This is a genomic window from Streptomyces sp. ATCC 21386 (assembly GCF_018728545.1).
Classification (GTDB): Bacteria; Actinomycetota; Actinomycetes; order Streptomycetales; family Streptomycetaceae; genus Streptomyces.
Genome location: NZ_JAAVVL010000001.1, coordinates 6,209,756 through 6,222,368, shown reverse-complemented (window position 1 = coordinate 6,222,368; position 12,613 = coordinate 6,209,756). Strand labels below are relative to the sequence as shown.

The 12,613-nt window shown below is 71.8% G+C and carries 15 protein-coding genes; 6 read left to right on the top strand and 9 right to left on the bottom strand.

The window, feature by feature from the left end; all coding sequences use genetic code 11:
• Positions 1-1,075, bottom strand: a 1,075-nt coding sequence (locus GWK25_RS26720; RefSeq protein WP_251829052.1) for a PHP domain-containing protein, incomplete at its 3' end; no start/stop codon positions are given.
• Between the two features lie 148 nt (positions 1,076-1,223).
• Between GWK25_RS26720 and GWK25_RS26715 the strand changes: the two genes are divergently transcribed.
• Entirely contained in the window at positions 1,224-1,460 is a 237-nt protein-coding gene (locus tag GWK25_RS26715) for a hypothetical protein (protein ID WP_215453762.1), read from the top strand.
• On the opposite strand, the gene GWK25_RS26710 is transcribed toward GWK25_RS26715, so the two are convergent.
• Together GWK25_RS26710 and GWK25_RS26705 are read right to left on the bottom strand one after the other, a co-directional pair.
• Positions 1,441-2,178, bottom strand: a complete 738-nt coding sequence (locus GWK25_RS26710) for a VanZ family protein (RefSeq protein ID WP_215453760.1) — start codon at positions 2,176-2,178, stop codon at positions 1,441-1,443. The two genes, GWK25_RS26715 and GWK25_RS26710, sit on opposite strands and share 20 nt — an antisense overlap.
• 291 nt (positions 2,179-2,469) lie before the next feature.
• Positions 2,470-3,126 carry a DUF4230 domain-containing protein gene (locus tag GWK25_RS26705; protein WP_215453758.1) on the bottom strand — a complete coding sequence of 219 codons (657 nt, stop codon included), beginning with the start codon at positions 3,124-3,126 and terminating at the stop codon, positions 2,470-2,472.
• A 127-nt stretch (positions 3,127-3,253) separates the two neighbouring features.
• Here GWK25_RS26705 and GWK25_RS26700 point away from each other — a divergent pair, with 127 nt between their 5' ends.
• Positions 3,254-4,222, top strand: a complete 969-nt coding sequence (locus GWK25_RS26700) for a ribose-phosphate pyrophosphokinase (protein WP_215453755.1) — start codon at positions 3,254-3,256, stop codon at positions 4,220-4,222.
• 14 nt (positions 4,223-4,236) lie between these two features.
• Here the strand turns inward: GWK25_RS26700 and GWK25_RS26695 are convergent, their stop codons facing one another.
• On the bottom strand, positions 4,237-4,620 hold the full coding sequence (locus GWK25_RS26695; RefSeq protein WP_215453753.1) for an anti-sigma factor antagonist: 384 nt from the start codon (positions 4,618-4,620) through the stop codon (positions 4,237-4,239).
• Between the two features lie 155 nt (positions 4,621-4,775).
• Complete coding sequence (locus GWK25_RS26690; RefSeq protein WP_215453751.1) at positions 4,776-5,204, bottom strand: MarR family winged helix-turn-helix transcriptional regulator; 429 nt, start codon at positions 5,202-5,204, stop codon at positions 4,776-4,778.
• A gap of 116 nt (positions 5,205-5,320) precedes the next feature.
• On the opposite strand from GWK25_RS26690, the gene GWK25_RS26685 reads away from it, so the two are divergent.
• The gene (locus GWK25_RS26685) at positions 5,321-6,778 is read left to right on the top strand and encodes an aldehyde dehydrogenase (protein ID WP_215453750.1); all 1,458 of its coding nucleotides are present in this window, start codon (positions 5,321-5,323) and stop codon (positions 6,776-6,778) included.
• A gap of 75 nt (positions 6,779-6,853) precedes the next feature.
• On the top strand, positions 6,854-7,963 hold the full coding sequence (locus GWK25_RS26680; protein WP_215453748.1) for an NAD(P)-dependent alcohol dehydrogenase: 1,110 nt from the start codon (positions 6,854-6,856) through the stop codon (positions 7,961-7,963).
• 203 nt (positions 7,964-8,166) lie between these two features.
• On the opposite strand, the gene GWK25_RS26675 is transcribed toward GWK25_RS26680, so the two are convergent.
• The gene (locus tag GWK25_RS26675; protein ID WP_215453746.1) at positions 8,167-8,739 is read right to left on the bottom strand and encodes a TetR/AcrR family transcriptional regulator; all 573 of its coding nucleotides are present in this window, start codon (positions 8,737-8,739) and stop codon (positions 8,167-8,169) included.
• Positions 8,736-9,098 carry a DUF1304 domain-containing protein gene (locus GWK25_RS26670; protein ID WP_215457601.1) on the bottom strand — a complete coding sequence of 121 codons (363 nt, stop codon included), beginning with the start codon at positions 9,096-9,098 and terminating at the stop codon, positions 8,736-8,738. Before GWK25_RS26670 ends, GWK25_RS26675 begins: the two co-directional genes overlap by 4 nt.
• Before the next feature lie 370 nt (positions 9,099-9,468).
• Here GWK25_RS26670 and GWK25_RS26665 point away from each other — a divergent pair, with 370 nt between their 5' ends.
• Positions 9,469-9,861, top strand: a complete 393-nt coding sequence (locus GWK25_RS26665; RefSeq protein ID WP_215453743.1) for a VOC family protein — start codon at positions 9,469-9,471, stop codon at positions 9,859-9,861.
• Between the two features lie 84 nt (positions 9,862-9,945).
• Here the strand turns inward: GWK25_RS26665 and GWK25_RS26660 are convergent, their stop codons facing one another.
• Together GWK25_RS26660 and GWK25_RS26655 are read right to left on the bottom strand one after the other, a co-directional pair.
• Entirely contained in the window at positions 9,946-10,242 is a 297-nt protein-coding gene (locus GWK25_RS26660) for a DUF4235 domain-containing protein (protein ID WP_215453741.1), read from the bottom strand.
• A 48-nt stretch (positions 10,243-10,290) separates the two neighbouring features.
• Complete coding sequence (locus GWK25_RS26655) at positions 10,291-11,307, bottom strand: glutathione S-transferase family protein (protein WP_215453739.1); 1,017 nt, start codon at positions 11,305-11,307, stop codon at positions 10,291-10,293.
• A 106-nt stretch (positions 11,308-11,413) separates the two neighbouring features.
• Here GWK25_RS26655 and GWK25_RS26650 point away from each other — a divergent pair, with 106 nt between their 5' ends.
• Complete coding sequence (locus GWK25_RS26650; protein WP_215453738.1) at positions 11,414-12,454, top strand: cation diffusion facilitator family transporter; 1,041 nt, start codon at positions 11,414-11,416, stop codon at positions 12,452-12,454.
• Positions 12,455-12,613 lie beyond the last annotated feature (159 nt).

Below are 12,613 nucleotides of genomic sequence, written 5' to 3'. Positions count from 1 at the left end.
CGTCGGCAGCGTCAGATGTGTATAGGAGACAGCAGGCACTCACCACTCCCTCCGGCACCTCCCGATCACGCGCCCACCTCACCACCTCATCCACCCGCCACGTCGTCACCACCCGCTCGGCCGGTACCCCGCACTCCTCCGCCCGCGCACACCCGTGCACCTGCCACGTCAACTGCCCCGGTGCGTGCGCGTCCGTGTCGATCGAGAACAGCACCCCCGCCTCCACGGCCCGCCGCAGCAGCCGCCGGGGCGGATCCAGCCGCTCCGGCCGGGAGTTGATCTCCACGGCCGTCCCGGTCTCCGCGCACGCCGCGAAGACCGCGTCCGCGTCGAACTCCGACTCCGGCCGGCCCCGTCCGGTGACCAGCCGCCCCGTGCAGTGCCCGAGCACGTCGGAGTGCGGATCACGCACCGCGGCGACCATCCGCCGGGTCATCGCCCGCGCGTCCATCCGCAACTTGGAGTGGACGGACACCACCACCACGTCCAGCCGGTCCAGCAGCTCCGGCTCCTGGTCCAGCGAGCCGTCGTCGAGGATGTCGCACTCGATGCCGGTGAGCAGCCGGAACGGCGCCCAGGTCTGGTTCAGCGCGGCCACCACGTCGAGCTGCTCCCGCAACCGCTCCGGGGACAGGCCGCGGGCGACGGTCAGCCTGGGGGAGTGGTCGGTGAGCACCGTCCACTCGTGGCCGAGGCGCGCGGCGGTCCGGCCCATCTCCTCGATCGGGCTGCCGCCGTCCGACCAGTCGGAGTGCACATGGCAGTCGCCCCTGATCCGCTTCCTCAGCTCCGCGCCCGCGTCACCCTCCGTGAGCGGAGCCTCGGCCCCCTCCTCCAGTTTCCGCAGGTAGCCCGGCACCTCCCCGGCCAGCGCCTCACGCGCCACCTGCGCGGTCCTCGGCCCGACCCCCTTCAGCGACTCCAGCGAACCCGCGGCCGCCCGCTCGGCGACCTCGTCGGCCGGCAACGCGCCGAGCACGGCGGCTGCCGTACGGAACGCCCGTACGCGGTAGGTGGGGGCCCGGTCCCGCTCCAGCAGGAAAGCGATCCGGTCCAGGGCCTCGACGGGATCCATGGCACCTCCAGCCTCCCGCTTCCAGCGTCACCCAGGCCCCGGGTACCCGCACGACGGCCCTACGATCACGGGCGGCGTCGGACCGGTCGGGCCGCACCGTCCCGTCCTCACCCGGTCACCCGCCGCCGGACCGCTCTACCCTCGAAACATGACCGAAAGCGCGAGCCCCTACATTTCCCATCCCCGGGTCCTGGTGCTCGGGGTGCAGCCCGGTACGCCGCCCTTCCGGATCGTGGAGATCGACGGTCAGGTGGTCGGCGAGGCGAAGCGGCTGACGGACGTCCTCCAGGCGGCCGCCGCCTACGGGGTCGTCGTGCACGACCTCGACGATCCCGACCAGGTTCGCTGGGTGGGCGGCGACAAGCTCACTTGGACGCCGCGCTAGCCCGCCCGGCCCCCGGTCCGGACTCCTTGCGACGGACCACCCGCAGACGCCGGGCCCAGGCGCCGCGCGGGGCCTTCGGCTGGGGCGACGCCTTTGCCTGGGCGGTTCCCGCGCCCCGAGCCGCTCCCTTGCCCCGAGCCGCTCCCTTGCCGCGAGCCGGCGTCCTGCCCCGGGCCGGTGCGGGCTTCGGCGCTCGCGGCGCCCGGGCGTGGACGGCCCGGCCGAGGCGCCGGCCCAGCAGCAGATAGCCCAGCAGCGCGCCCGCCGTGTTGAGGATGACGTCGTCGATGTCGAACGCCCGCCCGGTGACCAGCGCGCCCTGCACCAGCTCGACCAGCAGCATCATCAGCGCGGTCAGGGCGGGCACCCGCAGCAGACCCCGCGCGCCGGGCGCCAGCACCGGCAGCAGGATCCCGAACGGCAGGCCCAGCAGGACGTTCCCGCCGACCTGCTTGAGCGCGTCGCGCGGGTCGGGGTGGTGCCAGTACAGCTCCAGTGAGGCGCCGGGGCGGAGGTTGCTGTGGGTGAGCGCCTCCGACGCCGGGGACGGCTGGAGGGTGAGCCCGGCCAGTACCGCTCCGAACGCCACCATCGCCAGGAACGCCAGGGCCATCACCAGCAGCCGCAGGGGCAGCGGGAGCGGGCGTGGATCGCGCTCGGCCGCCGGGGAACGGCGGCCGGAGGTGGTGGAACGGGTACGTGACGTGGTGCCGGCCATGCGACCCTCCCGATTTCAACTTCCCTGTGTATCAAGGTGGTTACCCCCGAAGCGGTCCACGATGCCCACCCGCGCGCCGTGTGCGGGAAGTCGCCGACCGGCCCCCGCCGGGTTTCGGACCGCCCCTCGCGGGCACCCGGACCGCGAGTGACAGGGACCCGCTCCCGTTCGAGGGGCGCCGTCAGGCGCCCGGGAGCGGAGGGGCGTGGGAGGGCGCGCGGGTACGCCGGCCGCGGACGGGCCGGCGTACGGCACGCCCTCCCCGCAGCCGGGGAGGGCGCCGGTGCCCGGTCACGACCCGTACGTCACCTTCACCTCCTTGAAGCCGAGCGACTTCAGCAGTCCTTCGAGCATGTCGGTGGTGTTGGCCTCGGCCCGCTCCTTCAGCTCGCTCTCCTTCGCGGCGTCCCCGATGTGCTTGACGGCGAGGCGCTGTACGGCCTGTTCGCTGTTGGGGTTGCCCGAGAACAGGTCGCCGAGGCGGTCGAGCAGGCCGCGCTCCTTGGAGACGGCGTAGGAGTGCTCGGTGTCGAGGGCGGGTTTGCCGAGCTGCGCGTGCGGGAGGTCGATGGTGGCCGAGGTGCGGTCCTCGTTCATCTTCACGTCGTTCTCGCCGACCTTGCCGAGGTCGACATAGGCGTCCACGGTGCCCGCGCCCACGTACAGCGTGCGGGTGCCGCGGATCGCGTCCGGCAGGTACTTGGCGTCCTTCTCCAGGTCGACGACCACCTGGAAGTTGCCCGAGGCGGCGTCGTAACGGCTCATGTCCTGGATGGACTTCAGGAGCGTCGGTCCCGAGCGGTCGTGCTCCTCGGTGCCGAACACGTCGTCCAGCCCTCCGAAGACCAGCATCCGCAGCGCGGCCAGCAGCACCACGATGAGGATGACCACGGCGGCGAGCAGCTTGGCCCAGCCGGGCACACGCGTGCGTTTGATGGACGTCGTCATGTAGACGGCCCTCCTTCCTCTTTCAACGAATGCCCTCAAAGGCCCTGGGGGAACGCCCAGTTGGCGATTGTTCGCCTAGCATGAGCCGCGCAACCCGTAATGATCATGCTCATGCGAGGAGCCGACCGTGCGTGACATCGCCGTTTTCACCGGCAGCGCCCACCCCGAACTCGCGGAGGAGGTCTGCGCGCACCTCGGGGTGCCGCTGAGTCCGTCCCGGGTGAGCCGGTTCGCCAACGACTGTCTGGAGGTGCAGCTCCAGGCCAACTGCCGGGAGAAGGACGTCTTCCTGGTCCAGCCGCTGGTCACGCCGGTGCAGGAGCATCTCGTCGAGCTGCTGCTGATGTGCGATGCGGCGCGCGGGGCCTCGGCCGGCCGGATCACCGTGGTCATGCCGCACTACTCGTACGCCCGCTCGGACAAGAAGGATGCCCCGCGGATCTCCATCGGCGGCCGGCTGGTCGCCGATCTGATGGTGTCGGCGGGTGCCGGCCGGGTGCTCGCGATGACGCTGCACTCGCCGCAGGTGCACGGCTTCTTCTCGGTGCCGGTCGATCATCTGCACGCGCTGCGCGAGCTGGCCGCGCACTTCCGGCGCTACGACCTGACGCGTACGACGGTGGTCTCCCCGGACCTGGGCAACGCCAAGGAGGCGGCGGCGTTCGCGCGCATGATCGGCGCGCAGGTCGCGGCGGGTGCCAAACAGCGGTTCGCCGACGACCGGGTGAGCATCAGCTCGGTGATCGGCGAGGTCGCCGGACGGGATGTGATCGTCCTGGACGACGAGATCGCCAAGGGCAGTACCGTCCTGGAACTCCTGCAGCGGCTAAGGGAGTTGGGGCCGCGCTCGATCCGGGTGGCCTGCACCCACGGGCTGTTCGCGGCGGGCGCTCTGAAGCGGCTGAGCGAGCAGCCCGACGTGCTGGAGATCGTCTGCACCAACACCGTGCCGGTTCCCGTGGAGGAGCGCACCGACAAGCTGAAGGTGCTCTCCATCGCCCCCGCTCTCGCGGAGGCGGTCCGCCGTATCCACAACGGCGAGTCCGTCAGCGCCCTGTTCGACGCGCCCGCGGGCGACGCGGGGGACGAGGGCTGACGGCCGGAGCGGGGTCATAACGTGCCGGACGTGGCCTCGGGCTGTCCCAGGGCCGCGTCCAGGGACGCGGCGGGCGGCAGCAGCCGGGCCAGGCCGGTGACCCTGAGGACGCGCAGGGTGAGCGGATGGGTGCAGACCAGGCGCAGTTCGCCGTCGCGGTCGAGCACCCGCTGCCGCGCCCGGTAGAGCAGCCGCAGCCCGGAGCAGTCGAAGAACTCGACGTGCCGGAGGTCGATCACGACCCGGGCGCCGGGGCGTCCGGTCTCCGCGTCGAGATGCGGAATGATCTCCACGGCCGCCGCGATGTCGATCTCACCGTGCAGTTCGAGCACGCTGTGGCCGCGGTCCGTGCGGACGCGCAGGTACCCGGTCGCGGGCGGTGTGGGGTCGCTCGACACGACGGCATCGCCTCCTACCGGACTCTGTGAGGGTGTGAGGGCAAAACCCTTCCCCGCCTTGCAAGTTACCCTCGTCAGAGTGAATTTCAGCATGTTCGATTGACATATGTCTGCGATTTCTTCGGCAAGCCGTCCGGAGTTTCGCGCAGTGCCTCCTACGACAGCGCGTGCCACGCCTTGGACAGCGCCTGCCGGAGCTGTTCCGCCTGGTTCGGGGTGAGGTTGCTGATCATGCGTTCCTCCAGCTCGCGCACGGGCCCGGCGAAGCGGGCGAGCAGCTCGCGCCCCTCGTCGGTCAGCAGGATGTGCAGCTCGCGCCGGTTGCGCGGATTGCGCTCCCGGCGCACGAGCCCCCGGTTCTCCAGACTGCGGACGAGATCCGCGACCGACTGGGCCGTCACGAACGAGTCGCGGGCGAGCTGGGCGGCCGAGAGCCCGTCGTGGCGCTGGAGGACCGTGAGCGAGGTGTACTGCAGCGCCGTGATCCCGGCCGGCTTCACCAGCTCGTCCAGGCGCGAGCGGACAACGAGCTCTACCTGCTTGACCATGTAGAGGAGCGACGGGTGTGCCTTGGTGCCGACCATGGGGTCAGCGTAAAGCATTGACAGGAATCCTGTGTGTGATGAAACTGCGGACCAACAGGATTCCTGTTGGTTGAAGATGTGGCGAACAAGGCTGGACCAAAGCTGAGGAGTGGGCAATGACGACCACCTTCGAGAGCGAGCCCGGGCGGCTGTTCATCGGTGGGCAGTGGGTCGAGGCGAGTGACGGGGCACGGACCGACGTGATCGACCCGTCCACGGGCCAGGTGGTCACGACCGTCGCGGAGGCGGGCGCCGCCGACGTGGACGCCGCGGTGCGCGCCGCGCGCGATGCCTTCGACGGCGGCGGCTGGTCCGGGCTGAGCGGCCGCGAGCGCGGCCGGATCCTGCATCGCGTCGCCCAGCTCATCAGGGAGAACGCCGACGAGATCGCGGCGATCGAGAGCCGCGACGTCGGCAAGCCCATCACGCTGGCCCACGCCGTCGACGTGACGAACGCGGCCAACGACTACGAGTACTACGCCTCCCTCGCCTGGACCCTGGACGGCTCCGCCCGCGACGTCCCGAACAACCGCCTCGCCTACACCAGGCGCGGCCCGATCGGTGTGGTCGGCGCGATCACCCCCTTCAACTTCCCGCTGATCCTGGCCGGTTCGAAGATCGCCCCCGCGCTCGCGGCCGGCAACACGGTCGTCCACAAACCGGCCGAGGAGACCCCGCTCAGCGCCCTCTACATGGCGGGCCTCCTCAAGCAGGCCGGCGTCCCCGACGGCGTCTACAACGTCGTCACGGGTACGGGCCCGGTCGCCGGCGAGGCGCTGCTGCGCAACCCCGGCGTCGACAAGATCGCCTTCACCGGCTCCACCGCCACCGGCCGGCACGCGGCGAGCGTCGCCGGCGAGGGGCTGAAGCAGGTCACCATGGAGCTGGGCGGCAACGCGGCGCACGTCGTCTTCGAGGACGCCGACATCGAGAAGGCCATCGGCGCCATCATCAAGGGTTTCGTCTTCAACACGGGCCAGTTCTGCATGGGCGGCCCCCGGCTGCTGGTGGCCCGTCCCGTCTACGAGACCGTCCTCGGCATCCTCGCCGACGCGGTGCCCGGCGTGCCCCTCGGCGATCCCCGGCAGCCGGAGACCGTCATCGGCCCGATGGCGGGCGAGCGGCACCTGAAGAAGGTCGAGGAGTACGTCGAGCTGGCCCGCAAGGAGGGCGGCCGCATCGTGTGCGGCGGCGAGCGCCTGGACCTCGACGGCGGCTACTACTACAAGCCGACCGTCATCGCCGACCTCGCCAACGACTCCCGGGTCGTCCAGGAGGAGGTCTTCGGGCCGGTCCTCACCGTGCAGCCCTTCGACTCCGAGTACGAGGCCGTCGAACTGGCCAACTCCACGCCGTACGGCCTGGCCTCCGGCATCCAGACCACGAACCTCACCCGCGCCCACCGGGTGGCCGACCGCCTCCAGGCGGGCATCGTCTGGGTCAACGACTGGCCGATGCTCGACCCCGCCGTGCCCTTCGGCGGAGTGAAGGCCTCCGGCTTCGGGCGTGAGTACGGCCCCGAGGCCCTGGAGTCCTACACCAAGGTCAAGTCCGTCGTCGTCTCGCTCGACTGAGCGCCTTCCCCGGGATCCCCGGTGAGCCGGCGGGAACGGTCCGGTGGCTCACCGACGAACAAGGAGTTCATGAGCATGTCCACCACCACACGTGCGGCCGTGGTCGAGTCCGGGGGCGCGCCCTTCACCCTCTCCGAGGTCGTCCTCGACGAGCCGGCGCAGGGCGAGGTCCTGGTCCGGATGGTCGCGGCCGGCCTGTGTCACACCGACCTGGGGGTCGCCAGCGGCGGGCTGCCCTTCCCGTTGCCCGGTGTGCTGGGCCACGAGGGCGCCGGTGTCGTCGAGGCCGTCGGCCCGGGTGTCACCGCCGTCGCCCCGGGCGACCATGTCGTCCTGTCCTTCACCTCCTGCGGCGGCTGTCAGAACTGCCGCGACGGGCACCCGGCGTACTGCGCCACCTGGCTCCCGCTCAACCTGATCGGCGGTCGGCGCGCCGACGGCACCAGCACCATCAGCCGTGACGGCCAGGAGCTGGGCGGCCATTTCTTCGGCCAGTCCTCCTTCGCCGAGCGCGCCCTGGTCGACGAGCGCGGCCTCGTCAAGGTCGACCCGGACGTCCCGCTGGACTCCATCGCCCCGCTCGGCTGCGGCGTCCAGACCGGCGTCGGCGCGGTCTGGAACGTGCTGGAGCCCCGCCCCGGCAGCACCGTCGTCGTCCTCGGCGCCGGGGCCGTGGGCCTGTCCGCCGTGATGGCGGCGAACCTGACCCCGGCGACCACGGTCGTCGCCGTGGACAAGGTGAGCGAGCGCCTGGAACTGGCGAAGGAGCTGGGGGCCACCCACACGGTGAACGCCGGCGAGGTCGCCGACATCACCGGGGCGATCATGGAGATCACCGGCGGCCGGGGCGCCGACGGCGTCGTGGAGACCACCGGCAGCGTCGCCGTGCTCCGCAAGGGCGTCGACGCCCTCGCCGCCCGCGGCACGCTGGTCATCGTGGGCGCCCCGCCGTTCGGCACGGAGGTCTCCCTCGACGTCAACGGCATGCTCGGCGGCAAGCGCGTCGTCGGCCTCACCCTCGGCGACAACGAGATCCAGACCGCCATCCCGGTCCTCGTCCAGCTCGTCAAGGAGGGCAAGCTGCCGCTCGACCGGATGATCAGCCGGTACGAGTTCGAGGACATCGACCGGGCGGTCGCGGACATGAGCGGCGGCCGGAGCATCAAGCCCGTGCTGACCTTCTGACACGCGGGCCCGCCGGGTGGCCCGACGCCCGCGAGCCCGCCCACCGCCTCCGACGGCCCAGAAGCCATCTCCCGCCGGGGCACGTTCTCCCCACGTGACCCCCGGCCCTGTGGGTGACCTGCACGCCAGGTCACCCACAGGGCTGTCCGGGGCATGAGGCGTCCCGCGCCGCGGGGACCGGGGGGCGGCCGCGTCCGGGGCGCTCAGCGGCTGCGGTGCAGCGCGACCAGCAGCTGCCACGCCTGGTCGGCGATCTCCCGCGGGGTGCCGTCCAGCAGGCCGTGCAGCCAGTCCGCGAGGACCCCCGCGAAGGTGGCCGCCACGGCGGAGGCCACCAGCGGCGCGTCCGCGGCCCCCGCGAGCTCGCGTTCCCGCAGGCTGTAGGCGCGCAGGTCCCGGTGCAGCACCCGGCCGAGCGGTCCACCGCCGCCGGGCGCGAGCAGCGCGCGGTACAGCGCGGCGTGCGGGGCGAGACCGGCGAAGAACGCGGGCAGGGCGTCCGGTGCCCGCACCGGGTCGGGGCGCCCGCGCCAGGCGTGCAGCGCCTCCACGGCCTCCCGTACGACATCGGCGCAGGCGTCGACCGCCAGCGCCTCCAGGTCCGGGTAGTGCACGTAGAACGTGGCGCGGCCCACCCCCGCCCGGCGGACCAGCGCGGCCACGCTGACTTCGTGCAGGGGGTGCCGAGCGCACTCGTCGAGGAGGGCCTCCCGCAGCCTGGCCCGGGTGCGGGAGGCTCGGGGGTCCTCCGTGGCCCGGGGCTCCTCGGGGGTCATCCGGCGGCGAGCACGGCGGCCAGGGCCAGGGCGCCGGGCAGTGCCTGGGCGACGAGGATGCGGCGGTTGGCGGTGGCGGCGCCGTACACGCCCGCGACGATCACACAGGACAGGAAGAAGATCTGCGCCCGGAACCCGGTCGGGTCGTCGGCGATCAGGCCCCAGACCAGACCGGCGGCGAGGAAGCCGTTGTAGAGACCCTGGTTGGCGGCGAGGGAGGCCGTCCGCCGTGCCATCTCGGCGTCCATTCCGTGGAAGGACATCCCCGGCTTCTTCTGCCAAAGGAACATCTCCATCACCAGGATGTACGCGTGCAGCAGGGCCACCAGCGCGACCAGCACGTTCGCCAGGATCTCCATGGTCAACAGACTCCGTCGTTCACTCGATGCTTTCCGAACTTCTTGGACAGGTGTCCACTATAGCTGGACGACTGTCCGGGAAGTCCAATCGGGGGAGGCGTGAACCGGTGGCGGCGGATTGTCCGCCGAGATCTTCACGGCCGCCCTGAAGGACCCCGCCAGGCTGCTGCTGGCCGCCGTGCACGATCGCGAGACGCGGGCCCCGAGCCGGGAACGGGCCGGACGTACAACGCCATGAGGGTCGCCGATCCGACGGGCCGCATGGCGGTGGGGCCGACCCTGCGGCTGAACCTGTAGCCGGCGGGTACCCGGGGAGCGTATGGGCGGCGGCGGACCGTCCCCCGCGCCCGGGATCCCGTACGGAGGAGACATGGCACTGGTACAGGCGGGCCTCGTGGTGCTGGACTGCGCCGAACCGGAGAAGCTCGCGGTGTTCTACAAGGCACTGCTGGACGCGCGGGAGACGGACGCGACCGCCAACCGCGTCGAGATCGAGGGCGCCTGCGGTGCCCGGATGGCCTTCCGTCGCGACGTCAACGCCACCCCGCCCAGCTGGCCCCGCCCCGAGAACTCCCTCCAGGCCCACCTGGACTTCTACGTCGAGGACCTGGACGAGGCCGAGCGGCTGATCGTCTCCCTGGGCGGACGTCCGGTCGACACCAAGGAGGCGAGCGGCCCCTTCGAGGAGCGCGGATACTCCGACCCCGCCGGCCACTCCTTCACACTGCGCCGCGAACACCCCACGGCCCCCAAGCAGGGCTAGGGGCCGCAGGCCAGGGGCAGGTCCAGGGCACGAAAAAAGAGGCCGGGCGGCCCCAGCGGGGGCCACCCGGCCGGCGTCCGGACGTCAGTCCCGGCCTCCCTTCTGGTCGGCCGGCCACACCCCGGTGGACCGCTCGATGGCCTTGGCGCCCGTGCGGTCCACCGCACTGCGCACGACCGCGAAGATCGCACCCTGGACGGCCGCCGCCAGCAGGATCTCGCCCCAGCCCCGGTCCCGGTCGAGCGCGTCGGGCGCGTCGTCCTCGTGCCGGATCAGCTTCCAGGTCTTGCGGAACGCGGCCGAGGCCACCGCACCGCTCACCCAGCCCAGCGCGAAGCCGATCGGCTTGTAGGCGACAGGCAGCTTCTTCTTCTTGGACATCTGGTCCTCCTCCTTCGCGTGCGGATGGTCGGCGGCGACGCCGTCCGGTCAGGGACGGCCCCGCGGGGCCACGACCTCGGCGGCGGGCACCGGCCCCGGCGGCGTGCCGTCGCCGAACGGGCTGCCGCCCAGGTCCTCCCGCCCGTGGGGGGCGAGCCAGCCCGCGAGATCGGGCCCCAGCGGCACCACGGCGGTCGGGTTGATGCCCGTGTGCACCTGGTAGTAGTGCCGCTTGATGTGGTCGAAGTCGACGGTGTCCCCGAAACCGGGGGTCTGGAAGAGATCACGGGCGTAGGCCCACAGCACCGGGTCCTCCGCCAGCTTCCAGCGGTTGCACTTGAAGTGACCGTGGTAGACGGGGTCGAAACGCACCAGTGTGGTGAAGAGCCGGATGTCCGCCTCTGTGATCGTCCCGCCGACCAGGTAGCGCTGCCCCGCCAGCCGCTCCGACAGTGCCTCCAGCCGCCGGAACACCCCGGCACAGGCCTCCTCGTACTCCTTCTGCCCGGTGGCGAAGCCCGCCCGGTACACGCCGTTGTTGACGTCCTCGTAGACCTCGGCCATCACCGTGTCGATCTCCTCGCGCAGGGCCTCGGGGTACAGGTCGGGCGCGCCCTCGCGGTGCAGATCCGTCCACTCGGTGGCGAGGTCGAGGGTGATCCGCTGGTAGTCGTTGGTGACCAGTTCACCGCTCGGCACGTCCACGACCGCGGGGACGCTGACCCCGCCCGGGTAGTCGCTCTCCCGGGCGTCGTACGCCTCCTTCAGGAAGCGGATGCCCAGCACCGGGTCGCGGCCGCCCGGGTCCAGCGTGAACCGCCAGCTCCGGTCGTCCTGGATCGGGTCGACGACGGCCATCGACAGCGCGTCCTCCAGACCCAGCAGCCGCCGGGAGATCACTGCCCGGCTGGCCCACGGGCAGGCACGGCTGGCCACCAGCCGGTAGCGGCCCGGCTCCACCGGCCAGCCGTCGCGGCCGTCGGCGGTGATCCGGTCCGCGAAGTGGCTCCTGGACCGCTTGAACGCCTTCCGCCCGTACGCCTCGTTGCCCTCACCGACACTCATGCCGTCCGTCCTCCCGTCCCGTCCGGATACATCTGCCCTGACAGGAGTTCCCCGATTCGAGCAACCCCCACGGTGTGAGCGCGACCGGTCGGGGCAAGCGGCGAAAGTGACCCGGACACCACAAGACACCGAGACGAAGGACGAGCGGGGCGGGGCGGTTCTCGAAGAACCGGGGACCCGGGAAGAGGGTGGGACACGGGCGGACCGCAGGACCAGGATCACGGTCCTCGTCGCCCTCGGCGCCAACCTGCTGATCGCCGTGGCCAAGACCGTCGGCGGACTCCTCGCCGGCTCGCCCGCCCTGCTGTCGGAGGCCGCGCACTCGGTCGCGGACAGCCTGAACGAGGTCTTCCTCCTCGCCGCGCTGCGCCGCAGCCGACGCCCCGCCGATGCCCGGCACCCCTTCGGCTACGGCAAGGAGCGCTTCTTCTGGTCCCTGCTGGCCGCCGTCGGCATCTTCGTGATGGGCGGCTGCTTCTCCTTCTACCAGGCGGTCCACGCCCTGACGGCCGAGAGCGCGGACTCCTACGGTGGCTACATCGCCGGAATCGCCGTGCTCGTCGTGGCCCTCCTCTCCGAGGGCGCCTCACTGCTGCGGGCCCTGCACCAGGTGCGGCGGGAGGGCGGCGTCGACGGACTGCGGGACCCGGCACTGCGCACGGTGGTCGCCGAGGACGGCACGGCGGTCCTCGGGGTGACCCTGGCGATCGCCGGGATGGTTCTGCACATGATGACCGGCGAGGTGATCTGGGAGGCGTCCGCCTCCTTCGCGATCGGGGCCCTGCTCGTGTACGTCGCCTACTGGCTCGGCCGGGACGCCCGCGAACAGCTCATCGGGGTCGCCGCCGACCCCGAACCCAGCCGGAAGATCCGCTCCCTGCTGGAGGCGCAGCCCGAGATCGACACCGTCGAGGCCCTGCTCACCATGCAACTCGGCCTGGAATCGACCCTGGTGGCCGCTCGCGTCGACCTCGTCCCCGGCCTCGACAGCGAGGAGGTCGAGCTGGTCGCCGTCCGTATCAAGCGCTCCATCGCCCATGTCGTCCCCGAGGCCGACCAGATCTTCCTCGACGTGACGGAGAAGACGGGTCCGGGGGAGCGGGCAGGAGAAAGCCCCGCCGCGACGGGGGAACGCGGCGGGGCCTGAGACTCGGGTGCCCGGCCCTTCGGGGAACATGCGCGGCGGGGCGAAGTTTTTTGTTCGCCGGGTGCGGGTCCGGTGGGGGCTTCTCGGGCAGTTCCCGCGCCCCTGAAAAAGCGGCGCTGCGCCCCTGCTTTTCTCGGGCCCGAAAGGGCCGTAGGCCCA

Bases quoted from the DNA above. Each gene is read 5' to 3' on its own strand.
- GWK25_RS26710 (WP_215453760.1), bottom strand. From the start codon at position 2,178: ATGGCCGGCACCACGTCACGTACCCGTTCCACCACCTCCGGCCGCCGT.
- GWK25_RS26715 (WP_215453762.1), top strand. From the start codon at position 1,224: ATGACCGAAAGCGCGAGCCCCTACATTTCCCATCCCCGGGTCCTGGTG.
- GWK25_RS26690 (WP_215453751.1), bottom strand. From the start codon at position 5,204: ATGGTCGGCACCAAGGCACACCCGTCGCTCCTCTACATGGTCAAGCAG.
- GWK25_RS26655 (WP_215453739.1), bottom strand. From the start codon at position 11,307: ATGAGTGTCGGTGAGGGCAACGAGGCGTACGGGCGGAAGGCGTTCAAG.
- GWK25_RS26665 (WP_215453743.1), top strand. From the start codon at position 9,469: ATGGCACTGGTACAGGCGGGCCTCGTGGTGCTGGACTGCGCCGAACCG.
- GWK25_RS26660 (WP_215453741.1), bottom strand. From the start codon at position 10,242: ATGTCCAAGAAGAAGAAGCTGCCTGTCGCCTACAAGCCGATCGGCTTC.
- GWK25_RS26685 (WP_215453750.1), top strand. From the start codon at position 5,321: ATGACGACCACCTTCGAGAGCGAGCCCGGGCGGCTGTTCATCGGTGGG.
- GWK25_RS26705 (WP_215453758.1), bottom strand. From the start codon at position 3,126: ATGACGACGTCCATCAAACGCACGCGTGTGCCCGGCTGGGCCAAGCTG.
- GWK25_RS26675 (WP_215453746.1), bottom strand. From the start codon at position 8,739: ATGACCCCCGAGGAGCCCCGGGCCACGGAGGACCCCCGAGCCTCCCGC.
- GWK25_RS26670 (WP_215457601.1), bottom strand. From the start codon at position 9,098: ATGGAGATCCTGGCGAACGTGCTGGTCGCGCTGGTGGCCCTGCTGCAC.
- GWK25_RS26680 (WP_215453748.1), top strand. From the start codon at position 6,854: ATGTCCACCACCACACGTGCGGCCGTGGTCGAGTCCGGGGGCGCGCCC.